Below are 23,031 nucleotides of genomic sequence, written 5' to 3' on the forward strand. Positions count from 1 at the left end.
TCACCCAGCTCCGACTAGGCGGCAGAGCCGCCAAGTCTGCGCAACCCTCTCCCCTGCGCGGCAGGGGCGAGGGACTGGGAGATGATCGGACCTTTCCTCCCCAGGATAGGGTTCGAAATGCAGGAAGGAAGCAGATGAAGGTCCTGGTCCCCGTCAAGCGTGTGCTTGACTATAACGTAAAGCCCCGCGTGAAGGCGGATGGTTCGGGCGTCGATCTCGCCAACGTCAAGATGTCGATGAACCCGTTCGACGAGATCGCGGTCGAAGAAGCGATCCGCCTGAAGGAAAAGGGCGTCGCGACCGAGGTGATCGCGGTGTCGGTCGGCGAGGCCAAGGCGCAGGAAACGCTGCGCACCGCGCTCGCGATGGGCGCCGATCGCGCGATCCTCGTCACGCATGACGGCCCGGTCGAGCCGCTGTCGGTCGCCAAGATTCTCGCCAAGATCGCCGCCGAGGAAGCCCCCGGCCTCGTGATCCTGGGCAAGCAGGCGATCGACGACGACAACAACCAGACCGGGCAGATGCTCGCGGCGCTCACCGGCTGGGCGCAGGGCACCTTCGCCTCCAAGGTCGAGGTCGAGGGCGAGCACGTCTCGGTCACGCGCGAAGTCGATGGCGGGCTGGAAACGGTGCGGCTGAAGCTGCCGGCGATCGTCACCACCGATCTGCGCCTCAACGAGCCGCGCTATGCCTCGCTGCCCAACATCATGAAGGCGAAGTCGAAGCCGCTCGCGCAGAAGACGCCGGCCGATTACGGCGTCGACGTCACGCCGCGCCTGAGCGTGGTGAAAGTGGTCGAGCCCGCCAAGCGCCAGGCCGGCGAGAAGGTGCCGGATGTCGATACGCTGGTGATGAAGCTCAAGGCGATGGGAGTGGCCAAGTGAAGACGCTGGTTTGGGTCGAGCATGACGGCGAGACCGTCAAGGACGCAACGCTCGCGGCGGTGACCGCGGCGGGCAAGCTGGGCGAGGTTCACCTGCTGGTCGCGGGCGCGGGCGTCGGCGGGGTGGCGCAAGCCGCCGCGAAGATAGCGGGCGTTGGCAAGGTGCATGTCGCGGACGACGCGGCCTATGGCCATGCGCTCGCCGAGAATGTCGCGCCCTTGGTCGCTGCCTTGATGGCCGAGCATGACGCTTTCGTCGCACCCGCCACCACCAACGGCAAGAACATCGCGCCGCGCGTCGCCGCCTTGCTCGACGTGATGCAGATTTCGGAAATCCTGTCGGTGGAGGACGCCAAGACCTTCACCCGCCCGATCTATGCCGGCAACGCGATCGCGACGGTGACCACGTCGGACGCCAAGCTGGTGCTGACGGTGCGCACCACCGCGTTCGAGAAGGCGGCGGCCGAGGGCGGCAGCGCGGGCGTGGAGCCGGTGAGCGGCGCGGGCGATCAGGGCCTGTCGACGCACGTCTCGTCCGAACTCGCCAAATCGGCGCGTCCGGAGCTGACCAGCGCGAAGATCATCGTCTCGGGCGGGCGTGCCCTCCAGAATAGCGAGAATTTCCACACGCTGATCGAACCCCTTGCCGACAAGCTCGGCGCGGCGGTGGGCGCGAGCCGCGCGGCGGTCGATGCCGGCTATGTGCCGAACGATTATCAGGTGGGGCAGACCGGCAAGATCGTCGCGCCCGAAGTCTATGTCGCGGTCGGCATTTCGGGGGCCATCCAGCATTTGGCCGGGATGAAGGACTCGAAAACGATCATCGCGATCAACAAGGACGAGGACGCACCGATCTTCCAGGTGGCGGACATCGGCCTGGTCGGCGATCTGTTCAAGCTGGTGCCGGAACTGACCGAGAAATTGTGAGCCTGGCGACGACGCTGGCAAAGGAAGGGGCGGTCCGGCTCGATCGGGCCGCCCTTGCTTTGTTGCCGGCGCTCGAGGCGGCCTTGGCCGATCTCGCGCCCGATCGGGCGGGCATCCGGCTCTGGGACCGGGCGCCGCTCGCCGCGTTGCTGGACGGACCGATTGGGGAGATTGCCCGCACGCTCCTACCGGGCGCACAGCCGGTGCGCGCCCTGCTGTTCAACAAAACCGCCGAGACCAATTGGGCACTCGGCTGGCATCAGGACCGCACCATCGCGGTGCGCGCGCGCCACGACGTGCCGGGCTTTGGTGCCTGGACGGTGAAGTCGGGTACCCTCCATGTCGAGCCGCTCTTCGCGCTGATCGAGCGGATGCTGACGCTGCGCGTGCATCTCGATTCGGTCGACGCCGACAATGCGCCTTTATTGGTCGCGCTCGGCACGCATCGGTTGGGACGGATCGAGGATGGCGCGATCGCGGCGACCGTCGCGGGCGCGCCGACGATCGCTTGCACGGCCGATGCGGGGGATGTTTGGGCCTATGCGACCCCCATCCTCCACGCCTCCGACATGGCCCGCAGCCCCGGCGCGCGGCGGGTGCTCCAAGTCGATTACAGCGCCGACACGCTGCCCCCGCCGCTCGCCTGGCGGGGCGTTTGACGCCTTACTTCGTCGCCCCTGCCTTCGCCACCGAGCCCGAGACTTCCGTCGCCATCTTGAACTGCGCGTCGCGATTGGTGATGCCATAGCGCTTGGCGGTGAAGGCGAAATCGTTCCAGGCGATCCACACGCTGCCATCGGCGTCCTCGGTCACCAGCATCCGCACCGGCCAGGCGAGGCCGGCGATCGGGTTCGCGGTCAAGAACTGGATGCCGAGCGGCGGGTTGCCGAACTCGACCAGGGTCGAGCGGCGCAGCGTGATCCCCGCCCCCTTGGCGAGCGCCTGCTGATCGATGGCGCCGAACCACATCACCCCCTTCGCCGCCACGTCCGCCTTGATCTTGGCGAGGGTGGTGTCGAAATCATTCGCGCTCTGGAGCTTGAGCACGCCTTGGCCGCTCGCGGTGCGCGCCGGGGGCTGCGCTTCGGCGGTCTGGGCGAGCAGCGGGGCGGGCATCAGCAGCGTGGCGGCGGCGAGCAGCGGGGTGCGAATCATGGGGGTCTCCTTGCAGATACTTGCGGGCTAACCCCGGGCCGCCACTGCTGCTTCCCGAAATTTGCTGCGCCGCCGCACGGGCCAACCGGGCTGGGCAGCCGTGCTGGGGCTTGCTAGCCTTGCGCCCGTCACTCGTCGCGAAAGGCGTCCGCATGAAATGGCCGTTGCTGCTTGCCCCGCTGCTGCTCGGCGCCGCGCCCAAACCCGATGCGGCGGCGATCCTCAAAGACGCCCCTCCCGAGGCATGGGCGCCGATCCCGGCGCAAGACCTGCTGGTGATGACGGTGGCCGGCCAGCGCGTGACCATCTGGCTCGCGCGTGATCTCGCCCCCGTCCATGTCCGCAATATCGAGACGATCGCCCGCGCCGGCTGGTGGGCGGATGCGACGATCTACCGCGTGCAGGACAATTACGTGACGCAGTGGGGCGACGCGACCGAGAAGAAGCCGCCCGCCGCCGGCATTTCGGTGCGCCCGCCCGCCGAATATGAGTGGCCCTGGGCCAAGCCGGCGCGCGCGAATCCCTATCGCGATGCCTATGCCGCGCGCACCGGTTTCACCGCGAGCGGCTGGGCGGTCGCGGGGGACGGCAAGCGCCAATGGCTGCCGCATTGCTACGGCGCGGTCGGCGTCGCGCGCGATCTCGCGCCCGATACCGGGACGGGCGGCGATCTCTACACGGTCATCGGCCATGCCCCGCGCCATCTCGATCGCAACATCGCTTTGGTTGGGCGGGTGATCGAGGGGATGGCGGCGCTTTCCAGCCTGCCGCGCGGCGGCGGGGCGCTTGGCGTTTATGAGCGCGCCGAGCAGCGGGTGCCGATCACCAAGGTCGCGCTCGCCGCCGACCTGCCCGAGGGCGAGCGGCCGCGCTTCGCTTATCTGCGGCCCACCGCGCCGGCCTTCGGCGCTTATCTGGAAGTGCGCGCCAACCGCCAGCCACCCTTCTTCACCGTGCCAGCGGAGGCGGCCGACCTCTGCAACCTGCCGGTGCCGGTGCGCGCGGGCTGAGCCGCTCAGAACAGGCCGAAAACCCCGTCCGCGCCCACGCCGATGCCCTCCGCCGCCGGCACGCGCGGCAGGCCCGGCATCGTCATCAACTCGCCGCAGATCGCGACGACGAAGCCGGCCCCCGCCGCCAGCCGCACCTCGCGCACCGGCAGGGTGAAGCCGGTCGGCGCGCCGAGCAGGCCGGGGTCGGCGGAGAAGCTATACTGGGTCTTGGCCATGCACACCGGCAGCGCGCCAAAGCCCGCCGCCTCCCAGCGCGATAGCTGCGCGGTGATGCCCGGGGCGAAGGCCACGCCATCGGCGCGATAGATCCGCCGGGCGATCGTCTCGATCTTGGCGGCAAGCGGCAGCTCCGCCGGGTAGAGCGGGGCGAAACCGTTCGATTGCTCGGCGAGCGCGACCACCGCCTCGGCGAGCGCCGCCGCCCCGGCGCCGCCCTGCGCCCAATGCGCGCAGCGGATCGCCTCCACCCCGGCGGCGCAAGCGGCGGTCTCGATCGCGGTGAGTTCGGCGTCGCTGTCGGTCGGGAACAGGTTGATCGCGACCACCACGGGCACCCCGAAGCCGCGTACATTCTCGACATGCCGCACCAGGTTCGCTGCCCCGCGCGCGACGGCGGCGGGATCGTCGCGCTCAAGATCGGCCTTGGCGACGCCGCCGTTCATTTTCAGCGCCCGCGCGGTCGCGACGATCACCGCCGCCGCCGGCATCAGCCCCGCCTGGCGGCATTTGATGTCGAAAAACTTCTCCGCGCCCAGGTCCGCGCCGAACCCGGCTTCGGTGACGACATAATCGGCCAAATCCAAAGCGGCGCGGGTCGCGATCACCGAATTGCAGCCATGCGCGATGTTGGCGAAGGGGCCGCCGTGGATCAACGCCGGCGTGCCCTCCAGCGTCTGGACGAGATTGGGCTTCACCGCTTCGGCAAGCAAGGCCGCCATCGCGCCGTCGGCCTTCAGATCGGCGGCGGTGACCGCCCGGCGATCGCGTGTCTCGGCGACGATGATCCGCGCGAGCCGGGCGCGCAGATCGTCAAGGTCTTCGGCGAGGCACAGGCACGCCATCACTTCGGAGGCGACGGTGATGTCGAACCCGCCCGTCCGCGCGAAGCCGTTCGAGACGCCGCCCAGCCCGAGCGTCACTTCGCGCAAAGCGCGGTCGTTCATGTCGACGACGCGGCGCCAGCTCACCCGCCGCGCATCGATGTCGAGCGCGTTGCCCCAGTAGATATGGTTGTCGATCATCGCCGACAGCAGATTGTGCGCGGCTGAAATCGCGTGAAAATCGCCGGTGAAGTGAAGGTTGATGTCGACCATCGGCGCCACCTGCGCACGCCCGCCGCCGGTCGCGCCGCCCTTGGTGCCAAAGCAGGGGCCGAGCGAGGGTTCGCGCAGCGCGAGCATCGCCCGCTTGCCAATATGGCGCAGCGCGTCGGCGAGCCCAATCGAGGTGGTGGTCTTGCCCTCGCCCGCCGGCGTCGGGTTGATCGCGGTGACGAGGATCAGCTTGCCCGGCGTCTGCCCGGGGGAGAGTTGGGCGAGATCGAGCTTGGCCTTGTGGCGGCCATAGGGTTCGATCGCCTGGGCGGGGATGCCGGCGCGCGCGGCGATGTCGGCGATCGGGGCGAGCTGAACGGCGGCGGCGATTTCGATGTCGGTTGGCATGTTTCCCCCCTGGCGGGCGCATGTTGCGTCCGCACCCCCTCACCCAACCCTCTCCTCCAAGGGGGAGAGGGCTATATGGTAGCGCGTCTGGAAGCCCTCTCCCCTTCAGGGGAGAGGGTTTGGGTGAGGGGCTTCCCGGGCACCACCCCTCACCCGTCGCTCACCCGCTCGATATTCGCGCCCACCGCGCTCAGTTTCTCTTCCAGCCGCTCGTAGCCGCGATCGAGGTGATAGACGCGGTTCACCTGCGTCTCCCCTTGCGCCGCCAACCCCGCCAGGATCAAGCTCATCGAAGCGCGCAGGTCGGTCGCCATCACCGGCGCGCCGATCAGCCGATCGACCCCGCGTACCACCGCGGTGCGGCCTGAAACACGAATGTCCGCCCCCATCCGCGCGAGTTCGGGAACGTGCATGTAGCGATTCTCGAAAATCGTCTCGGTCAGCACGCTCGCACCATTGGCGCGGGTGAGCAGCGCCATGAACTGCGCCTGCATATCGGTCGCGAATCCCGGATAGGGCGCGGTCGAAAGTTCCAAGGGAGCGATGCCGTTCTTCGCCGCGACGTAAAGCGCGCCGGGCCGCTCCTCCACCGTCACCCCCGCCGCGATCAGGGCGTCGACCGTCGCGCGCATCTCGTCCGCGCGCGCGCCGACCAGTTCGAGCGCGCCGCCGGTGATCGCGGCGGCGCAGGCATAGCTGCCCGCCTCGATCCGATCGGGCATCACCGCATAGGTCGCGCCGTGCAGCCGCTCGCGCCCCTCGATCTCGAGCGTTTCGGTGCCGATCCCTTCGATCGCCGCCCCCATCGCGACCAGGCAGCGGCAGAGATCGACGATTTCGGGCTCGCGCGCGGCATTGTCGATGCGGGTCGGACCGCTGGCCGTAACGGCGGCCATGATCGCATTCTCGGTCGCGCCCACCGAGACGATCGGAAAATGGACGCGCCCGCCCGGCAACCGGCCCTTGGGCGCCGTCGCCCGCACATAGCCGGCGGCGAGTTCGATCTCGGCGCCCAGCGCTTCCAGCGCCTTCAGGTGCAGGTCGATCGGCCGGTTGCCGATCGCGCAGCCGCCGGGCAGCGACACCGTCGCCTCGCCCGCGCGGGCGACCAGCGGCCCCAGCACCAGGATCGAGGCGCGCATTTTGCGCACGATGTCATAGGGCGCGACCGTCGAGGTGAGCCGGTTCGCGCGCAGCGTCATCACCCGGCCGAAATCCTCCGGCCGCGCGCCTTCGACCAGCGTCGACACGCCGAGCTGGTTGAGCAGATGCCCAAAGGTGTCGACATCGGCCAGGCGCGGCAGGTTGCGGAGCGTCAGCGGCTCTTCGCTGAGCAGCGCGCAGGGCATCAAGGTGAGGGCGGCGTTCTTGGCGCCCGAGATCGGCAGGCGGCCGGCAAGGGCATTCCCGCCCCGGATCAGGATTCGGTCCATCGCCGAGCTTCTAGCGCAGCTATGGCAAGGTTCAAGCCGGCGCTTGATCGACTTTAATGCGCATATCGCCGCGCGCTGCTTTGACACGCCTCTTGTTTAGGGGAAGGCCAAAGGTGGCAACAAGTTGTCTGGCGGACCGGTTGGGGCGGCTGGTCGCGCTTACCGAGGCGGAGGCCGCGGCGCTGGGTGCGCTAGGGTTGCGCGAACGCACATTGCGTCGCGGCGCCACGTTGCAGCGCGCGCAGGAGCCGGTTGGCGAAATCTATGTGCTGAAGCACGGGATGCTGATGAGCTATCTGCTGACCGGGGAAGGCAGCCGCCAGATCGTGCGTTTCCATTCCGATGGCGACCTGGTCGGCATGGCCAACCTCGCCTATCGCGCCGCGCCCGAGGCGATCGCGGCGCTGACCGACGCGACCGTGCTGCCGGTCGAGCTGGCGGCGCTGGGGACGTTGATCGCCGCCCATCCCAGGATTGGCGCGCTGCTGCTGGCCGATGCCCAGCTGGCGCAGGTGTCGCTCGCCGAGCGGCTCGCCGCGCTCGGCCGGCTCGACGCCAAGGCGCGGGTCGCGGGGGTGCTGGTCGAGCTTGATCGCCGGTTGCGCGAAAGCGGCGCGACGAGCTTCCCGCTTGCCTTGACCCAGGAGGAGATTGGCGACGCGACCGGGCTCACCGCCGTTCACGTCAACCGGATGCTCCGGCAGTTGGTGCAGGAGGGCTTGATCGCGCGCGAGGGCGGGCGTGTGCGGTTGCTCGACGAAGACGCGCTCGCGCGCGCGGCCGGGCTGCTGCCCGGGCCGGCGCTTGATCTCGGCTGGCTGCCCCCGGCCGCTGAGGAGCGCGGGGTGGCGCGCGAGGGCCGGCTATAGCAGGCCGTGGTCGATCCGCGGCAGGACGTGGCGGGCGACCAGATCGGCCTCGGCGGCATGGGGATAGCCCGAGAGGATGAACGCATCGATCCCCATCGCCCGGTAATCGTTGAGCTTGGCGACCACCTGGTCGGGATCGCCGACGATCGCCGCGCCGCAGCCGGAGCGCGCGCGGCCAATCCCGGTCCACAAATTGGCCTCGGCATAGCCATCGGCGTCGGCGCCTTCGCGCAAGGCGGCCTGCGCCGCGACCCCGGCTGAGGTGGCATCGAGCGACTTGGCGCGGATCGCTGCCCCTTGCGCCGCGTCGAGCTTCGAGAGCAGCCGCTGAGCGTAAGCGCGCGCCTCATCCTCGGTCTCGCGCACGATCATGTGGCAGCGATAGCCGAACCTGAGCGTGCGGCCATATTTGGCGGCGCGCGCGCGCATGTCGGCGATGATGGCTTCTACCGCCTCGCGCTTGTCGGGCCACATCAGATAGACGTCGCAGCCCTTCGCCGCCGCCTCGCGCGCGTCCTCACTCAGCCCGCCGAAATATAGCTGCGGCGCCTTGCCCGACAGCGTGCCGATGCGCGGCGGATCGAGTTTCAGCCGCCAGAACTCGCCCTGGTGATCGAGCGGTTCGCCGTTCAGGAGCGTCTTCAGAATGTGCATCGCCTCGACGGTGCGGGCATAGCGGGGCGCCGACGCCAGCGTTTCGCCCGGCATGTCGGACGAGATGATGTTCACCTTCAGCCGCCCGCCGAGCATCCGGTCGATCGTCGCGATCTGGCGCGCGAGTTGGGGGGGCCAGCTTTCGCCGACGCGCACCGCCATCAGCAGCGCGAGTCGCCGGAGCATCGGCGCGATCCCGGCCGCGAAAGCCGTGGTGTCGATCCCCAGCGCGTAGCCCGACGGGAGCAGGATATTGTCGAACCCGCCGGTTTCGGCCTGCAGGACAATGTCGCGGCAATGTTCCCAGCTCGACTTCAGGCGCGCGTCCGGCACGCCGAGAAACTCGTAATCATCGTCGCACAGCGCCGAGAACCAGCTTATTTCGCAAGGGGCCAGGGTCACGGCAGTCTTTCTCCCCGCGCGGCGACGAGTACGTCGTACCAGCTCTGCCGCGTCCAATTGATCGTGAAGGCCCCGCTGAGTTCGGCGATGCGCGCGGGGTTCTGGGTGCCGACGATCGGGATGGCGCGCGCCGGGTGCGCCATCACCCAGCCATAAGCGGCGGCGGCGCGGCTGACGCCATGTTCGACCGCGACCGCGTCGAGCGCGGTGCACACCGCATGGGCGCGGCTGTCCTGCGGGGCGCCGATCCGCCCGCCCCCAAGCGGCGACCAGGCGAGTACCGCCAGATCCTCTGCCATCGCGTGGTCGAGCAGGCCACTGGTGATCGGCTCGAGGTGGAGGGGCGAGAATTCGGGCTGGGTCGAGGCGAGGGGCACGCTCAGGAAGCGCGCGAGCGCCTGATGCTGGGCAAGGGTGTAGTTGCTCACCCCGATCGCGCCGACCTTGCCGCTCGCCACCATGTCCTCCAGCGCCCGCGCGACCTCCTGCGGGTGGGTGAGGATGTCGGGGCGGTGGATCTGATACAGCTCGACCCGCTCCACCCGCATCCGCTTGAGCGATGCGTCGAGCGCCTCGACCAGATAGGCGGGGCTGCTGTTGTAGGGCACTGGCGGGGTGATCCCGCCCTTGGTCGCGAGCACCAGCCGGTCGCGCAGGCCGGGGCTTTCGGCAAAGATGCGGCCGAGCAGCGCCTCGGCATCGCCAAAGCCGCCGCTGCCGTCGAAGCCATAGATATCGGCGGTATCGAACAGTGTGACACCCGCGCCAAGCGCGGCTTCGATCAGCGCGCGCCCTTCCGTTACCGTCGCGTGACCAAATCGCCACATGCCCCAGGCAATTGGCGAGACCATGATTCCGCTCTTGCCGAGCGGGCGCGGATCGGGTGTAACCCGCCAGCCATAGGACATCGTTGTCATAGTGCGCGAACATAGAGGCCAAAGGGTTGGCAGAGCAAGTGAGATACGGCCTGATCGGGACCGGGATGATGGGGGTGGAGCACCTCAACAACCTGGCGATCACCCCGGGCGCGGTGGTCACCGCGATCACCGATCCCGTCGCGACCTCGCTTACCTGGGCGCGGGCGGCACTTGGCGCGCATGCGAACGAGGTAAAGGCGTTCGATAGCCCGCAAGCGCTTGCCGCCTCGGGATTGTGCGACGCGGTGATCGTCGCGAGCCCCAACCACACCCACCGCGATGTGCTGGTGCCGCTGTTCGATGCCGGGCTCCACATCCTGTGCGAAAAGCCGCTCGCGACGACGCTCGAGGACGCGCGCTGGATCGTCGAGGAAGCCGCCAAAACGGACCGAGTTTTTTGGACGGCGATGGAATATCGCTACATGCCGCCGGTCGCCGAGTTCATCCGCGCGCTGGCGGAGGGTGCCGTCGGCGCGCTGAAGATGCTCTCGATTCGCGAGCACCGCTTCCCGTTCCTGGTGAAGGTCGGCAATTGGAACCGCTTCGCCCGCAACACCGGTGGCACGATGGTCGAGAAATGCTGCCATTTCTTCGATCTGATGCGGCTGATCGTCGGGTCCGAGGCGGTGCGCGTCTATTGCTCCGGCGCGATGGACGTGAACCATCGCGACGAGCTGTATGACGGTGCGGTGCCCGACATCATCGACAACAGCTTCACCACCGTCGACTTCGCGAACGGGGTGCGGGCGATGCTCGATCTGTCGATGTTCGCGGAAGGGGCGGCGAACCAGGAGGAAGTCACCGCCGTCGGCGACCAGGCACGGCTCGACGTGTTCATTCCCGAAGGGGCGCTGGTGCACAGCCCGCGCACCGGCTTCGGCAATCCGAAGAAGGTCACCCGCCGGGTGGTCGAGGTCGATCCGGCGGCGCTCGCGGCGGGATCGCACCATGGGTCAACCTTTTACGAACACCAGAAGTTCATCGCGGCGGTGCGCGGCGAAGGTCTGGTCGAAGTCACCGCCGAGGACGGACTGCGCGCGGTCGCGATCGGCACGGCGGTGGAGATCAGCGCGCGGGAGAAGCGGGTCGTGGCGATGAGCGAGCTCGGTTTCTGAGCGGAAGGCACAAGCAAAAGTTTCAAGGACGAAGCAACAAAGCGCCTAGCGCAAACCGCCCCATCGCGAAGAATGGGCAGCAAAGGGAGGGATGGATGACCAAGTTTCTTCTGATGAGCGGTGGCGCCGCGCTGGCGCTGGTGGCGAGCCCGGCGTTCGCCCAGACCGCGCCCGCCGCCCAGGCCCCCGCCGCGAGCCCCGCGACGGCCAGCGACGGCGAGGAAGGCGTGCCCGCTGACATCATCGTCACCGCGCAGAAGCGCAGCGAGCGCCTGCAGGACGTGCCGATCGCGGTGTCGGTGGTGAGCAGCGAGCAGCTCGCCCGCGCCGGCGTGCTCAATATCGAGAACGCGCAATATCTGGTGCCTTCGCTCAACTTCCGCAAATCGGGCACCGCGCTCAACCAGTCGCTGTTCCTGCGCGGCGTCGGCACATCGACCTTCTCGATCGCGGGCGAACCCTCGATCACCACGGTCGTCGACGGCGTCGTCTATCAGCGCTCGGGCGAGGCGTTCAGCGACCTGATCGACATCGACCGGATCGAGGTGCTGCGCGGGCCGCAAGGCACGCTGTTCGGCAAGAACAGCTCGGCGGGCGTGATCAACATCGTCACCAAGCGCCCGGGAGACACCTTCGGCGGCTATGGCGAGGCCGGCTATTTCTTTGACAACGGCACCGAATACCGGGTGCGCGGCGCGCTCGACCTGCCGGTGATCACCGACAAGCTCGCGGTGCGGCTGACCAGCGCCTATACCAATTACGACGGCAATATCTTCAACACCACGACCAACCGCCGCGTGAACGGCTATGAGCATTTCGGGATCCGTGGGATCGTCGTCGCGAAGCCGATCGAGGATCTGACGCTCACCGTCATCGCCGATTATCACACCAATACCGATAATTGCTGCGGCGAAGTGATCGGAACGCCACCCGTGGTGAGCGCCGCCAATACCTATGCCGCGCAGATCGCCGCGGTGCTGCCACCGCAACTGGGCGATCGTACGCGCGCCCTTGCGCAGAATCTCGTTACCTCGACGCTGGAGGATGGCTGGGGCGTCTCGTTGCAGGCCGATGTCGATCTGAACGGCGGCACGCTCACCTCGATTTCGTCGTACCGCAAGTGGAACAATAGCGAGATTCGCGACGGTGATTTTCTGCCGCAGGCCTATGTCGGCGGCGGGCTCAACCAGCTGCACGACGTTGGCCCGCAGCGCACCGACACGATCACCCAGGAACTGCGCATCGCCTCCGAAAAGGGCAAGCTGATCGACTATGTCGTCGGCGGCTTCTACTCGCGCGCTTATTCGGAGCGCGTGTTCAGCCGATCGGACATCGTCTGCACGCTGACGCCTGCCCCGGCCGCGCTCACCCCCTGCACCGCGCCGGGAACGGCGGTGACGCGCCCGTTCGGCACCGCCTTCTTCGGCTCGACCTTCCAGAACGCGGCAGTGTTCGGCCAGGCGACGCTGAACCTGAGGCGCAATTTCCGCCTGATCGGTGGCGTGCGCTACACCTATGACGCGCTGAGCGTGTTCCACAGCCGCCAGACGACGCTGGCCGGCCCCGGCATCCAGCCCAATTTCGATCAGGGCGTGTTCAACCTCTACCAGCAACTGGTCGCCGCCGGCACCACGCCGAGCGCGGCGGTCACCGCGTCGCCCGCGGGATCGAACGGGGTGCCGTTCCGTACCTCGACCACCGCCGACAATGTGTCTGGCCGGGTGGGCTTCCAATATGAAATCACGCCGCAGGTGACGACCTACTTCACCTATTCGCGCGGCTATAAGGGTCCGGCGTACAATATCTTCTACAACCTGACCGCGACCGGTACCAACGTGATCGCGCCGGAAACCTCGAACGCGTATGAGATCGGCCTGAAGAACAGCTTGTTCGACGGCAAGCTGGTGCTCAACATCGCTGGCTATTACGCCGAATATCAGAACTTCCAGGCCAACAACCCCGATGTGGTGGCGGGCGTGATCGTCACCCGCTTCACCAACGCCGGCGACGTTTCGACGCGTGGTGTCGAGGTTGATGCGATCTATCGCCCGACCCGCGACCTGAGCTTCAACGGTGGCTTTGCCTATACCGATGCCCGGGTCGATCGCTTCAACGCCCCGATCGGCGCCAACGGCGTTCCCTCGGCCACGATCCCGAACGGTACGCCCCTCGCCTATGCGCCGAAGGTGAAGGCCAATCTGGGCGTGAATTATCGCTGGCGCACGCAAGGGCCGGTCGATCTCGAATTCGGCGCGCAAGGCTCGTATCAGTCGAGCCAGTTGTCGCAGTTCGACGCGAGCGCGGCCATCCGCGCGGCAACAACGATCCGCGCCTATTCGCTGCTCGATCTGCAGGCGTCGATCGTCGACCCCAAGGACAAGTTCCGCATCACTTTCCTGGCGAAGAACGTCGCGGACGAAAGCTTCGCGGCGGCGATCACCAGCGGCGGGCCTTACGGCAGCTTCCGCTACCTGATCCCGCGCGAAGCGAACCGTTACTTCGGGGTGCAGGGCCGGTTCAATTTCTGATGCCCGGCGGGCGGGCGCGGTGGCGCCCGCCTAACCTTCGAGCGCGTTGATCGCGGCGTGAACCTGCTCCTCGATCGCCTCGCGTGAGAGGCCCGGCGGGATGGGCTCGCCAAAGCGGAAGGTAACGACACCGGCGCGCTTGGTCCCTTTCTTCGGCCAGACGACACCGGAGTCGATCGCGATCGGCACCACCGGCCGATCGAAGGCGCGGTAGAGCCCGGCGAAGCCCGAACGCAGCGGCGGCGTGGCCCCAGCCGGCACGCGCGTCCCCTCGGGAAAGATCAGCACCGATCGCCCCGCGCTCTTGGCCGCCTTGGCATCGGCCATCATCGCCCGGAGCGCCTTGGCGGATGCCTCGCGATCGACGACGATCGCGCCATAGCGCCGCGCCGCCCGGCCCCAGAGCGGGATGGCCATCAACTCCTGCTTCAGCACGATCACCGGATCGACCAGGGCGAGCGCGAGTTCGAAGGTCTCGTAGAACGCCTGGTGCTTGGCGGCGAACAGATATTGCCCCGGCGGCGGCGCGCCTTCGAAGCGACTGGTGATGCCGAGCAGCCAGCGGGCACACCAACGGTGGAAGCGGCACCAGCCATGGACATTCGCCAGCAGCGCTCCACGCGACAGCCGCATCGTCACCGGGGTCGCCAGCACGAATGGCACCGAGCCAAGATAGAAGACGATCAGAAACGCCCAGGTCCGCAAGCGCCGGATCATGCGTCCCACCCCAGCCAGATCGCCGCGCGCCGCAACAGGAACTTGTTGTACTCGGCCAGCAGCAGCGGCGCCTTGGGGTGTCCGGGCACGCCATCGCCGAGCACCGTAATCGAGGAGTCGTCGAGCACGGCTTCCAACTCCATCGTCGCGCGCCGCAAATGCCAGTCCGAGGTGACGAGCCGCACGCTCTTATAGCCGTGCGCGCGCAGCCAGGCGCTGGTCTCCTCCGCGTTCGAGCGGGTGTCGACGGCTTCGTGCCCCAGATCGACGCAGCAGGCGAACAGCGCGGGCGAGGCGCGGTTGCTCATCGCCAAGTCGATCGGCCGCACCGCGGTGCCGACGCCCGTCACCAGCAATCGCTTTGCGGCGCCCGCCCTCAGCAGATCAAGCCCGCGATCGATCCGCCCCGCCCCTCCGGTCAACACCACGATTGCATCGGTGCGGCGTGTATCCGCGGGGCCGGGCAGGAACAGCATGAACCAGCCAAACCCCAGCGTCCACGCCAGCGCCACGACCGCGACCAGCCGGCGGATCACGGTGCGCGCCCCAGCACGCGCTCGACCGCGAATCGCGCGGCGAAGGTCGCGAGCAACGCGAACAGCAACGGCAGCGCGAGCAGCGCCAGCCAATCGCGCAATGCGAACCGCACCCCGCTCACCAGTTCGGCGCCGAGCCCCGCGATCTCGCCCCCGATCAGCGCGACCAGCACCAGCGCGAGCGCGCTGCCCGCGATGCCGCCATAGAGCGTCTCAAGCGCGATTTGCCGCTGGAACAGCCGCGCGATCTGGGCGTCGGTCGTCCCCAGCAAATGGAGCATCGCGATCGTCTCGCGGTGCGCGTCGAGCCCTGCGCGCGCAGCGAGCACCACCACCGTCGCCGCCGCCGCCGCCATCACCAGCACCAGCGTGCCGGCAAGCGCGATCATCGTCCGCATGAAGCGCGCGACCGGCGACATCCACGCCTCGTAGCGGTCGATCCGGGCGGTGGGGGCGACGCGGTGGATGGCGTCGCTCACTCGGGCGAGCGTGGCGGGGCTGGGACTGGCGAGCTGGACGTCGATCATCGCCGGGATCGGCAGATCGGGGTCGGCGCCATCGGCCCCCAGCCACGGACGGAGCATCCGCGCAAGCGCGTCGCGATCGACCGGCGCCGCGGCGCTCACCCCCGCCGTCGCCCGCACCGCCGCGAGCGCCTGAGCCGCGTGGGCCTCCCGCGCTGCCGGATCGGCCTCGACAATCTGGACGGTGAGCTTGCCCGCGAGCTGGCGATCGAGCGTCTCGGCCGCTGCCAGCGCGCCGAGCCCGAAGGCGGCGGCGAGCACCGTCAGGAACAGCATCACCGCCATGATCCAGCGCAGCGTCCGCGTCTCGCCGGCGCTGTCGAGCAGCGCGCGATCGGCGGCGGTGGCGATCAGCCGCAGCTTCATGGTTGCGCCTCGGTGCGCGTCGGCGGGAAGCGCAGCGAGCCGGTGGGATCGAGCAGCCGCCCGCGCTCGAGCCGCATCATATGCGCGCCCTGGATGCGCCCCAACAGCTGGAAATCATGCGTCGCGACGACGACAGTGGTGCCGAGCCGGTTGAGACTGTCGAACAGATGCAGCAGCCGCTCGGCCATATCGGGATCGACATTGCCGGTGGGCTCGTCCGCCACCAGAATGTCGGGCCGGCCGATCACCGCGCGGGCGATCGCGACGCGCTGCTGCTCGCCCCCCGAAAGCGTTGGCGGGCGGGCACTGGCGCGCTCGGCGAGCCCTACCCAGGCCAGCATCTCGGTCACCGGCGCGGCGATGTCCGCTTCGGGCACGCCGGCGACGCGCAAGGGGAGCGCGATGTTATCGAACGCGCTCAGATGCGGCAGCAGGCGGAAATCCTGGAACACCACGCCGATCCGCCGGCGGAAGCCCGGCAGGCGCGCGCGTGGCAGCCGCGCCAAATCCTCGTCGAACAGCCGGATCGCGCCGCGCGTGGGGCGCTGGGCGAGGTAGAGCAGCTTCAACAGCGAGGTCTTGCCCGCGCCCGAGGCGCCGGTGAGGAAGTAAAAGGCGCCGCGCGACAAGGTGAAGCTGATGTCGCTCAGCGTCTCCTCGCCGGTGCCATAGCGCAGCCCCACATTTTCGAACTGCACGATATTCGCCATGCCGGCGTCGATAGCCCCTGATGCGCTTGCCTGACGGTGCCATCGCACGCGCGCGCGCCGGGCTCAAGCCGGGCGGACCGATCGCCGGCGGGCGCACCCTGCGCGACGGTCAACAGGGCAAGGGGGTGTGATCGCGCGCAACGCCGCCCGACGCGACACACCGTGCCCGCAATCCGCCACGCTGCCCGATGCGGGGGTTCGCCCCGTGGCGCTCCCGTCTTGCCAGCGCGCGACTCGCGTGCGAAAGTTAAATATTGGGTAACAATGGCGGCTCTACCCGGCAGTGAAGCGCGGTTTATGATCCTGGAATGCAGCGAGTGCCAAACGCGTTACCTCGTCCCCGATAGTGCGATCGGGCCGGAGGGGCGGACGGTGCGGTGTGCCAATTGCAAGCATAGCTGGTTCCAGGAAGGCGCGAGCATCGAGGCGTTGACCGCGGGCATTGGCGCGATTGCCGCGCCGCCGCCGTCCGTTCCCGCCCCGTCGCCCACCCCCGCCGCGCGCGTCGAGGCGGAGCCCGCGCCCGTCGCGGATGCCCCCACGACACCCGATACCGCCGAGTATGACGCGTTCGGCTACCAGCCGCCGTTCCGCCCGCGCCGTAACCCGGCGCGGCGCTACACCATCGCCGCGGTGGCGACCTCGCTGGTGCTCGTCGGCGGAATCGCGGCACTGAGCGCGACCGGTAGCCAAGGGCTCGCCGCGCAGCTTGGCCTCGTGACCCCGGCCGCGACCCCGCTGCTGGTGCAGGCAGATCCGATCCGGCGCGAGGCGCAGCGCAATGGCTCGGAGCTGTTCGCGGTGAGCGGGCGGATCGTGAACCCCTCCAGCCGCCCCCAGCGCGTGCCCGACATTCTCGCCGAGCTGCGCGATTCGCACCGCCGCGTCGTTTTCAGCTGGACGATCGAGCCCGAGCAGCGGCTGTTGCGTCCGGGCGCCAGCCTGCGCTTCAACAGCGCCCAGCTCGACGTGCCGAGCAATTCGCGCGATCTGCGCTTCAGCTTCGCGCGCGCCCGGATGAGTTAGCGCTTGTGCCGTGCCCGGCGCTTTGCTAGGGCGCGCGCCTCTACCGGCTCGGGGGCCTTGCGCCGCCCGAGCAAGGCACGTGCGGTCGTGGCGGAACTGGTAGACGCGCAACGTTGAGGTCGTTGTGTCCGAAAGGACGTGGAAGTTCGAGTCTTCTCGACCGCACCAGCTTTCGCCGATCGTGGCAGCAATTATCGTAAACCGACCCGGTTGACGCCTCCGGACACGCGATCCAAGAGCGCCGCCATGCGCTTCTTCTCCGATAACGCCGCCCCCGCCTGCCCCGAGGTGCTCGCCGCGTTGAACACCGCGAACGTGCTCGACACGGCCTATGACGGTGACCAGTGGAGCCAGCGGTTGGATGGGGTGGTGTCGGCGTTGTTCGAGACACCGGTGCGCGCGCTCTGGGTCGCCTCCGGCACGGCGGCGAACTGCCTCGCGCTCGCCGCGCTCTGCCCGCCGCACGGGGCGGTGATCTGCCACCGCGACGCGCATATCCAGAATGACGAATGCGGCGCGCCTGAATTCTATACGCATGGCGCCAAGCTGCTGCTGGCTGATGGCGCGGGGGCGAAGCTGACGCCTGACAGTGTAAAGGCGGTGCTCGCGGCGACCCGCAAGGACGTTCACCAGGTGCAGCCGCACGCGCTGTCGATCACCCAGGCGACCGAATATGGCCGGGTCTATACCCCCGACGAGGTCGCGGCGCTGGGTGATCTCGCCCGCGCGCATGGCCTGGGGCTGCATATGGACGGCGCGCGCTTTGCCAACGCGGTCGCGCACCTCGGCTGCGCGCCGGCGGACATCACCTGGCGCGCGGGGGTCGATGCGCTGTCGTTCGGCTTCATCAAGAATGGCGGGATGATGGCCGAGCTGCTGGTGTTGTTCCGCCCCGAGCTGGCGGACGCGACGCTCTATCGCCGCAAGCGCGCGGGGTTGCTGGCGTCAAAGGGGCGTTATCTCGCCGCGCAAATCCTGGCGATGATCGAGGGCGATGCGTGGCGCCGTAACGCGCGCGCGGCGAACGCGGGCGCGGCGCTGCTCGCCGCGGCGGCGGGTGAGCGACTGGTGCATCCGGTCGAGGCGAACGAGGTTTTCCTGCGGATGACGCCAGAGGAAGCCGCCCGGCTGCGCGCCGCCGGCTTCGATTTCTATGATTGGGGTCCGGGCGAGGCACGGCTGGTCGTCTCCTGGCACCAGCGGCGCGAGGACATCGCCCCGCTCGCCGCCGCGATCGCCGCGCTGTGAGCGAGGGCGGCGCCCCCGCCGATCGCCCGCAATCGACTCGCCTCGCCATCCTCATCCCCTTCGCGCTGGTGACGCTGATCTGGGGATCGACCTGGATCGTGATCCGCGACCAGATCGGCACGGTGCCGCCCAGCTGGTCGGTGACGTACCGCTTCCTCGTCGCTGGGGTGGCGATGCTCGGCTATGCGATCGCGCGCGGGGAGCGGCCCTGGTTCGATGCGCGCGGCTGGGGCTTCGCGGGGCTGCTCGGGTTGCTGCAATTCTGCCTCAACTTCAATTTCGTCTACCGGGCGGAGGCGCACATCACCTCGGGCGTGGTCGCGGTGGTGTTCGCGCTGTTGCTCGTGCCCAACGCGCTGTTCGGGCGGCTATTCCTGGGGCAGCAGCTCGGCCGGCAATTGCTCATCGGCTGCGGCGTGGCGATGGCGGGGGTGACCCTGTTGTTCGTGCACGAGGCGCGGCGCGATCCGCACGGCATGGGCGAGGCGGCGATGGGCGTCGGGCTGACGCTCGCCGGAGTGCTCGCCGCGTCGCTCGCTAATATCATGCAGGCGACCCAGGCCGCGCGCGCCTATCCGATGGCCGCGATGCTAGGGGTGGCGATGCTGTTCGGCGCGGCGCTCGACGGCACGATCGCCTGGAGCCTTACCGGCGCACCGGCGTTCGAATGGCGCGCGAGCTATGTGCTCGGCATCCTGTATCTGGGGCTGGTCGCCTCGGCCGTCGCCTTCACTCTTTATTTCGGCATCTTGCGCGTGATCGGCCCCGCCAAGGCCGCCTATTCGAGCGTGATCGTGCCGGTGATCGCGATGCTCCTCTCGACGCTGTTCGAGGGCTATCGCTGGTCGGGACTAGCGGCGGCGGGGGCGGTGCTGGCGCTGGCCGGGTTGGTGATCGCGCTCAGGGCACGCAGGCCCAACCGGTAATCGGCATAGACCGGGCGCCAGCCAAGCATACGCTTGGCCTTGCCGTTCGCGACCCGGCGATTCTCCGCATAAAAGGCGCGCGCCATTGGCGAGAGCCCCGCCGCGTCCATCGTCTGGAGCGGCAGCACCGGGCGACCGAGCAGGCGGCAGGCAAAGTCGATCACGTCGTTCTGCGCGCAGGGCAGATCGTCGGCGAGGTTATAGGCACCCGGCGGCCCCGCGAACCCCGCGAGCACCCCGGCGGCGAGATCGCGCACATGGATGCGGCTGAACACCTGATCGGGCAGGTCGATCCGGTGCGCCGCGCCCTCGATCACCCGATCGAGCGCGGAGCGGCCGGGGCCATAGATTCCGGGCAGGCGGAACACCCGCGCCCCTCGCGCCAGCCACGCGGCATCGGCGGCGTTGCGCCCCGGTCGCCGCCCGGTGATGGCAGCGCTCTCATCGACCCAGGCCCCGCCGGCGTCGCCATAAACCCCGGTCGAGGAGAGATAACCGAGCCGCCCGCCGAGCGCCGTGCCATAGCGGGCAAGCACCGGATCATCCTTTCCCTCGGGCGGGACGCTGCTCAGCACCGCGTCGGCCTCGGCCAACGCGGCGCGCACGGCGACTTCATCATCGAAGCGCAGCGTGCCTTCGCGCCCGTCGCGGGTCGTGCCGGTTACCGTCCAGCCGCGCGCGCGGGCAGCGGCGGCGATATAGCCCGCGCTATAGCCCAGCCCGAAAATCAGCAGTTTCACCCGCTTCTCCCGAATTATGTTGGCGTGCCCTTGGCGTCGCGCCTATTCCGCGACCATGCTCGACGTTCAAGCGCAAGCCCAGCCCGCCGTCACCCGCCGCGAGGATTACCGCCCGCCGGCCTGGCGCGTGCCCGAGATCGCGCTCGATTTCGCGCTCGACCCCGCCGCGACCCGGGTGCGCGCGACGCTGACGGTCGAACGTGGCGCGGGCGGGCCGCTGCGGCTCGATGGCGGCGGGCAGGTGCCGGTGTCGGTGAAGGTGGATGGCGTCGCCGTCAACGACTGGCGGCTGGAGGACGGCGCGCTCGTGCTCGACCTCGCCGGCGACGCGCATGAGGTGGAAACCGAGTGCGAGATCGCGCCCGATCGCAACACCCAGCTGATGGGGCTCTATGCCTCGAACGGGCTGCTCTGCACCCAGTGCGAGGCGGAAGGCTTTCGCCGCATCACCTTCTTCCCCGATCGCCCCGACATTCTGAGCGTCTATCGGGTGCGGATGAGCGCCGACAAGGCGCGCTTCCCGGTGCTGCTGGCGAATGGCGATCCGGTGGCGAGCGGCGATCTGCCGGGTGGCCGCCACTGGGCCGAATGGCATGATCCCTACCCCAAGCCCTGCTATCTGTTCGCGCTGGTGGCGGGCGATCTGGTCGCCAATCGCGACACCTTCGTCACCGCCTCGGGCCGGGAAGTGGCGCTCGGTATCTGGGTGCGCGCGGCCGATCTGGCCAAGACCCAGCACGCGCTCGACGCGCTGAAGATGTCGATGGCGTGGGACGAGCGCGTCTATGGCCGCGAATATGATCTCGATGTGTTCAACATCGTCGCGGTCGACGATTTCAACTTCGGGGCGATGGAGAACAAGGGCCTCAACATCTTCAATTCGCGCTACATTCTCGCCGATCCCGACACCGCGACCGATTATGATTATGACGCGATCGCGGCGGTGGTGGCGCATGAATATTTCCACAATTGGTCGGGCAACCGCGTCACCTGCCGCGATTGGTTCCAGCTGTCGCTGAAGGAGGGCTTCACCGTCTTTCGCGACCAGAGCTTCTCTGCCGATCTCGGCTCGGCGGCGGTCAAGCGGATCGAGGATGTGCGGACGCTGCGCGCGGCGCAGTTCCCGGAGGATGCCGGCCCGCTCGCGCACCCGATCCGGCCGGAAAGCTATATCGAAATCTCGAACTTCTACACCGCGACCGTCTATAACAAGGGCGCCGAGGTGATCCGGATGCTCGCGACGATCCTCGGCCCCGATGCGTTCCGCGCCGGCACCGATCTTTATTTCGCGCGCTTCGACGGCACCGCCGCCACCTGCGAGGATTTCGTCGCGAGCCTGGAGGAAGCCTCGGGCGTCGACCTCGCCCAGTTCCGCTTGTGGTATAGCCAGGCCGGCACGCCGCGCGTGACCGCGCGGATCGAGCAGGCCGGTGCGGGCGCGGTGTTGCATTTGGCGCAGAGCTTGCCGCCGACTCCGGGCCAGCCCGACAAGGCGCCGATGGTACTGCCGCTGCGCGTGCGGCTGTTCGGGGCGCGCAGCGGCGCACCGCTTACCGACGAGCAGCTCGTGCTGCTCACCGAGCCCAGCCAGCGCCTGGTGTTCGACCATCTCGCCGAGCCGCCCCTGCTCTCGATCAACCGCGGCTTTTCGGCCCCGGTGATCGTCGAGACCGATCGCAGCCCGGCCGAACTCGCCAAGCTCTCGGCGCATGATGACGATCCTTTCGCCCGCTATGAGGCGATGCAGCAGCTGATGCTCGACACCCTCGTCGCGAGCGTCCGGCACGGGCGCGGCGAGCATCAGGCGGTGGTCGCGGCGGTGGCGGAAACCCTCGCCAACCCCGCGCTCGATCCGGCCTTCATCGCAGAGGCGGTGCTGTTGCCGTCCGAGGCGTTCATTGGTGATCAGCTGCCGGTGGTCGATCCCGAGGCGGTGTTCCGCGCCCGCGAGGGGCTGCGCCGCGAGCTGGGGCGCAGTCTCGAGTCCGCCTGGCGCGCCGCTTTCGCACGGACGAGTGGCGAACGCTTCGCTTACACCCCCGAAGCCAAGGGTCGCCGCCGGCTGCGCACCGTCTCGCTCAGCTATCTGGCGGCGAGCGGCGCGGAGGATGCGCCCAAGCTCGCCTTCGATCAGTTCCAGCACGCCGACAACATGACCGATCGCCAGGGCGCGCTCGCCACGCTCGCCCATGGCGACAGTCCGCTGCGTGTGGCCGCGCTCGATATTTTCTACAACCGCTATTCGGACAATCCGCTGGTGCTGGACAAATGGTTTTCGACCCAGGCGCTGTCGGCGCGCGACGATACGGTGGCGGCGGTGATCGAGCTGGCCCAGCACCGCGACTTCACCCTCGCCAACCCCAATCGCGCGCGCGCGCTGGTCGGCGCGTTCGGGGTGAACCAGCGGGCTTTCCATGCCGCCGATGGCCGCGGCTATCGCTTCGTTGCCGATCAGCTGATCGCGCTCGATCGCCTAAACCCGCAGACCGCCGCCAAGCTGCTGCCGCCGCTTGGCCGGTGGAAGCGCTTCACGCCCGATCGCGCCGCGCTGATGCGCGCTGAGCTCGAGCGTATTCTTGCCGTACCCGGCCTATCGCGCGACAGTTTCGAGCAGGCCTCGAAAAGCCTGCAGGGATAAACGCGAATTGACGGCGTTCTGGTCGCACCTCACGGAGCGCGCC

General features: G+C 68.6%; 21 protein-coding genes and 1 tRNA gene. 12 read left to right on the forward strand and 10 right to left on the reverse strand.

Annotation, left to right across the window (positions count from 1 at the left end; translation table 11 throughout):
- The first annotated feature begins 134 nt into the window (after positions 1-134).
- From K2X73_RS05990 to K2X73_RS06000, 3 genes are read left to right on the forward strand one after another with little or no spacing between them, the layout of a single operon-like run.
- The gene (locus K2X73_RS05990) at positions 135-884 is read left to right on the forward strand and encodes an electron transfer flavoprotein subunit beta/FixA family protein (RefSeq protein WP_294109223.1); all 750 of its coding nucleotides are present in this window, start codon (positions 135-137) and stop codon (positions 882-884) included.
- A complete protein-coding gene (locus tag K2X73_RS05995) occupies positions 881-1,810 on the forward strand; it encodes an electron transfer flavoprotein subunit alpha/FixB family protein (RefSeq protein ID WP_294109224.1) in 930 nt (309 codons plus the stop codon). Before K2X73_RS05990 ends, K2X73_RS05995 begins: the two co-directional genes overlap by 4 nt.
- Positions 1,807-2,469, forward strand: coding sequence for a phytanoyl-CoA dioxygenase family protein (locus K2X73_RS06000; RefSeq protein ID WP_294109225.1), 663 nt, complete (start codon positions 1,807-1,809; stop codon positions 2,467-2,469). The genes K2X73_RS05995 and K2X73_RS06000 overlap by 4 nt, the downstream gene beginning before the upstream one ends.
- Positions 2,470-2,473: 4 nt before the next feature.
- On the opposite strand, the gene K2X73_RS06005 is transcribed toward K2X73_RS06000, so the two are convergent.
- Positions 2,474-2,965 (reverse strand): DUF302 domain-containing protein, encoded by a 492-nt coding sequence (locus K2X73_RS06005; RefSeq protein ID WP_294109226.1) that lies wholly within the window; start codon positions 2,963-2,965, stop codon positions 2,474-2,476.
- A gap of 152 nt (positions 2,966-3,117) precedes the next feature.
- Here K2X73_RS06005 and K2X73_RS06010 point away from each other — a divergent pair, with 152 nt between their 5' ends.
- Entirely contained in the window at positions 3,118-3,975 is an 858-nt protein-coding gene (locus K2X73_RS06010; RefSeq protein ID WP_294109228.1) for a peptidylprolyl isomerase, read from the forward strand.
- Between the two features lie 5 nt (positions 3,976-3,980).
- Here K2X73_RS06010 and K2X73_RS06015 read toward each other — a convergent pair whose 3' ends face one another.
- On the reverse strand, positions 3,981-5,639 hold the full coding sequence (locus K2X73_RS06015; RefSeq protein ID WP_294109229.1) for a formate--tetrahydrofolate ligase: 1,659 nt from the start codon (positions 5,637-5,639) through the stop codon (positions 3,981-3,983).
- A 149-nt stretch (positions 5,640-5,788) separates the two neighbouring features.
- Positions 5,789-7,072 (reverse strand): UDP-N-acetylglucosamine 1-carboxyvinyltransferase, encoded by a 1,284-nt coding sequence (gene murA / locus K2X73_RS06020; protein WP_294109230.1) that lies wholly within the window; start codon positions 7,070-7,072, stop codon positions 5,789-5,791.
- Positions 7,073-7,185: 113 nt separating this feature from the next.
- Between murA and K2X73_RS06025 the strand changes: the two genes are divergently transcribed.
- On the forward strand, positions 7,186-7,941 hold the full coding sequence (locus tag K2X73_RS06025; protein ID WP_294109231.1) for a Crp/Fnr family transcriptional regulator: 756 nt from the start codon (positions 7,186-7,188) through the stop codon (positions 7,939-7,941).
- On the opposite strand, the gene K2X73_RS06030 is transcribed toward K2X73_RS06025, so the two are convergent.
- Positions 7,936-8,997: an LLM class flavin-dependent oxidoreductase gene (locus K2X73_RS06030; RefSeq protein ID WP_294109232.1), complete on the reverse strand. Its 1,062-nt coding sequence runs from the start codon at positions 8,995-8,997 to the stop codon at positions 7,936-7,938. The two genes, K2X73_RS06025 and K2X73_RS06030, sit on opposite strands and share 6 nt — an antisense overlap.
- Positions 8,994-9,914 carry an aldo/keto reductase gene (locus tag K2X73_RS06035; RefSeq protein ID WP_294109233.1) on the reverse strand — a complete coding sequence of 307 codons (921 nt, stop codon included), beginning with the start codon at positions 9,912-9,914 and terminating at the stop codon, positions 8,994-8,996. The genes K2X73_RS06030 and K2X73_RS06035 overlap by 4 nt, the downstream gene beginning before the upstream one ends.
- A 38-nt stretch (positions 9,915-9,952) precedes the next feature.
- Between K2X73_RS06035 and K2X73_RS06040 the strand changes: the two genes are divergently transcribed.
- Together K2X73_RS06040 and K2X73_RS06045 are read left to right on the forward strand one after the other, a co-directional pair.
- Positions 9,953-11,029 (forward strand): Gfo/Idh/MocA family oxidoreductase, encoded by a 1,077-nt coding sequence (locus K2X73_RS06040; protein ID WP_294109234.1) that lies wholly within the window; start codon positions 9,953-9,955, stop codon positions 11,027-11,029.
- A gap of 95 nt (positions 11,030-11,124) precedes the next feature.
- A complete protein-coding gene (locus tag K2X73_RS06045; RefSeq protein ID WP_294109235.1) occupies positions 11,125-13,557 on the forward strand; it encodes a TonB-dependent receptor in 2,433 nt (810 codons plus the stop codon).
- Positions 13,558-13,587: 30 nt separating this feature from the next.
- On the opposite strand, the gene K2X73_RS06050 is transcribed toward K2X73_RS06045, so the two are convergent.
- Genes K2X73_RS06050 through ftsE form a run of 4 tightly spaced genes read right to left on the reverse strand, consistent with a single transcriptional unit; the run spans position 13,588 to position 16,410 of the window.
- Positions 13,588-14,274 carry a lysophospholipid acyltransferase family protein gene (locus K2X73_RS06050; RefSeq protein ID WP_365980390.1) on the reverse strand — a complete coding sequence of 229 codons (687 nt, stop codon included), beginning with the start codon at positions 14,272-14,274 and terminating at the stop codon, positions 13,588-13,590.
- On the reverse strand, positions 14,271-14,810 hold the full coding sequence (locus K2X73_RS06055; RefSeq protein WP_294109237.1) for a YdcF family protein: 540 nt from the start codon (positions 14,808-14,810) through the stop codon (positions 14,271-14,273). Before K2X73_RS06055 ends, K2X73_RS06050 begins: the two co-directional genes overlap by 4 nt.
- Positions 14,807-15,700 (reverse strand): FtsX-like permease family protein, encoded by an 894-nt coding sequence (locus K2X73_RS06060; RefSeq protein WP_294109238.1) that lies wholly within the window; start codon positions 15,698-15,700, stop codon positions 14,807-14,809. The genes K2X73_RS06055 and K2X73_RS06060 overlap by 4 nt, the downstream gene beginning before the upstream one ends.
- The gene (ftsE, locus tag K2X73_RS06065) at positions 15,697-16,410 is read right to left on the reverse strand and encodes a cell division ATP-binding protein FtsE (protein ID WP_294109239.1); all 714 of its coding nucleotides are present in this window, start codon (positions 16,408-16,410) and stop codon (positions 15,697-15,699) included. Before ftsE ends, K2X73_RS06060 begins: the two co-directional genes overlap by 4 nt.
- A gap of 297 nt (positions 16,411-16,707) precedes the next feature.
- Between ftsE and K2X73_RS06070 the strand changes: the two genes are divergently transcribed.
- The 4 genes from K2X73_RS06070 to K2X73_RS06085 all read left to right on the forward strand — a co-directional run bounded on the left by K2X73_RS06070 (position 16,708) and on the right by K2X73_RS06085 (position 19,610).
- Positions 16,708-17,436, forward strand: a complete 729-nt coding sequence (locus K2X73_RS06070) for a zinc-ribbon domain-containing protein (protein WP_294109240.1) — start codon at positions 16,708-16,710, stop codon at positions 17,434-17,436.
- A gap of 81 nt (positions 17,437-17,517) precedes the next feature.
- A tRNA-Leu gene (locus tag K2X73_RS06075) sits at positions 17,518-17,604 on the forward strand.
- 78 nt (positions 17,605-17,682) lie between these two features.
- Entirely contained in the window at positions 17,683-18,684 is a 1,002-nt protein-coding gene (locus K2X73_RS06080; protein ID WP_294109241.1) for a beta-eliminating lyase-related protein, read from the forward strand.
- Entirely contained in the window at positions 18,681-19,610 is a 930-nt protein-coding gene (locus K2X73_RS06085; protein ID WP_294109243.1) for an EamA family transporter, read from the forward strand. The genes K2X73_RS06080 and K2X73_RS06085 overlap by 4 nt, the downstream gene beginning before the upstream one ends.
- Here the strand turns inward: K2X73_RS06085 and K2X73_RS06090 are convergent.
- Entirely contained in the window at positions 19,520-20,350 is an 831-nt protein-coding gene (locus K2X73_RS06090; RefSeq protein WP_294109244.1) for an NAD(P)-dependent oxidoreductase, read from the reverse strand. The genes K2X73_RS06085 and K2X73_RS06090 overlap by 91 nt on opposite strands.
- Before the next feature lie 55 nt (positions 20,351-20,405).
- Between K2X73_RS06090 and pepN the strand changes: the two genes are divergently transcribed.
- Positions 20,406-22,988, forward strand: a complete 2,583-nt coding sequence (pepN, locus tag K2X73_RS06095; protein ID WP_294109245.1) for an aminopeptidase N — start codon at positions 20,406-20,408, stop codon at positions 22,986-22,988.
- Positions 22,989-23,031 lie beyond the last annotated feature (43 nt).

Source organism: Sphingomonas sp., assembly GCF_019746665.1.
Classification (GTDB): domain Bacteria; phylum Pseudomonadota; class Alphaproteobacteria; order Sphingomonadales; family Sphingomonadaceae; genus Sphingomonas.

Bases quoted from the DNA above. Each gene is read 5' to 3' on its own strand.
- K2X73_RS06005 (WP_294109226.1), bottom strand. From the start codon at position 2,965: ATGATTCGCACCCCGCTGCTCGCCGCCGCCACGCTGCTGATGCCCGCC.
- K2X73_RS06060 (WP_294109238.1), bottom strand. From the start codon at position 15,700: ATGAAGCTGCGGCTGATCGCCACCGCCGCCGATCGCGCGCTGCTCGAC.
- K2X73_RS06035 (WP_294109233.1), bottom strand. From the start codon at position 9,914: ATGACAACGATGTCCTATGGCTGGCGGGTTACACCCGATCCGCGCCCG.
- K2X73_RS06080 (WP_294109241.1), top strand. From the start codon at position 17,683: ATGCGCTTCTTCTCCGATAACGCCGCCCCCGCCTGCCCCGAGGTGCTC.
- K2X73_RS06015 (WP_294109229.1), bottom strand. From the start codon at position 5,639: ATGCCAACCGACATCGAAATCGCCGCCGCCGTTCAGCTCGCCCCGATC.
- K2X73_RS06050 (WP_365980390.1), bottom strand. From the start codon at position 14,274: ATGATCCGGCGCTTGCGGACCTGGGCGTTTCTGATCGTCTTCTATCTT.
- ftsE (WP_294109239.1), bottom strand. From the start codon at position 16,410: ATGGCGAATATCGTGCAGTTCGAAAATGTGGGGCTGCGCTATGGCACC.
- K2X73_RS06045 (WP_294109235.1), top strand. From the start codon at position 11,125: ATGACCAAGTTTCTTCTGATGAGCGGTGGCGCCGCGCTGGCGCTGGTG.
- K2X73_RS06010 (WP_294109228.1), top strand. From the start codon at position 3,118: ATGAAATGGCCGTTGCTGCTTGCCCCGCTGCTGCTCGGCGCCGCGCCC.
- pepN (WP_294109245.1), top strand. From the start codon at position 20,406: ATGCTCGACGTTCAAGCGCAAGCCCAGCCCGCCGTCACCCGCCGCGAG.
- murA (WP_294109230.1), bottom strand. From the start codon at position 7,072: ATGGACCGAATCCTGATCCGGGGCGGGAATGCCCTTGCCGGCCGCCTG.
- K2X73_RS05990 (WP_294109223.1), top strand. From the start codon at position 135: ATGAAGGTCCTGGTCCCCGTCAAGCGTGTGCTTGACTATAACGTAAAG.
- K2X73_RS06070 (WP_294109240.1), top strand. From the start codon at position 16,708: ATGATCCTGGAATGCAGCGAGTGCCAAACGCGTTACCTCGTCCCCGAT.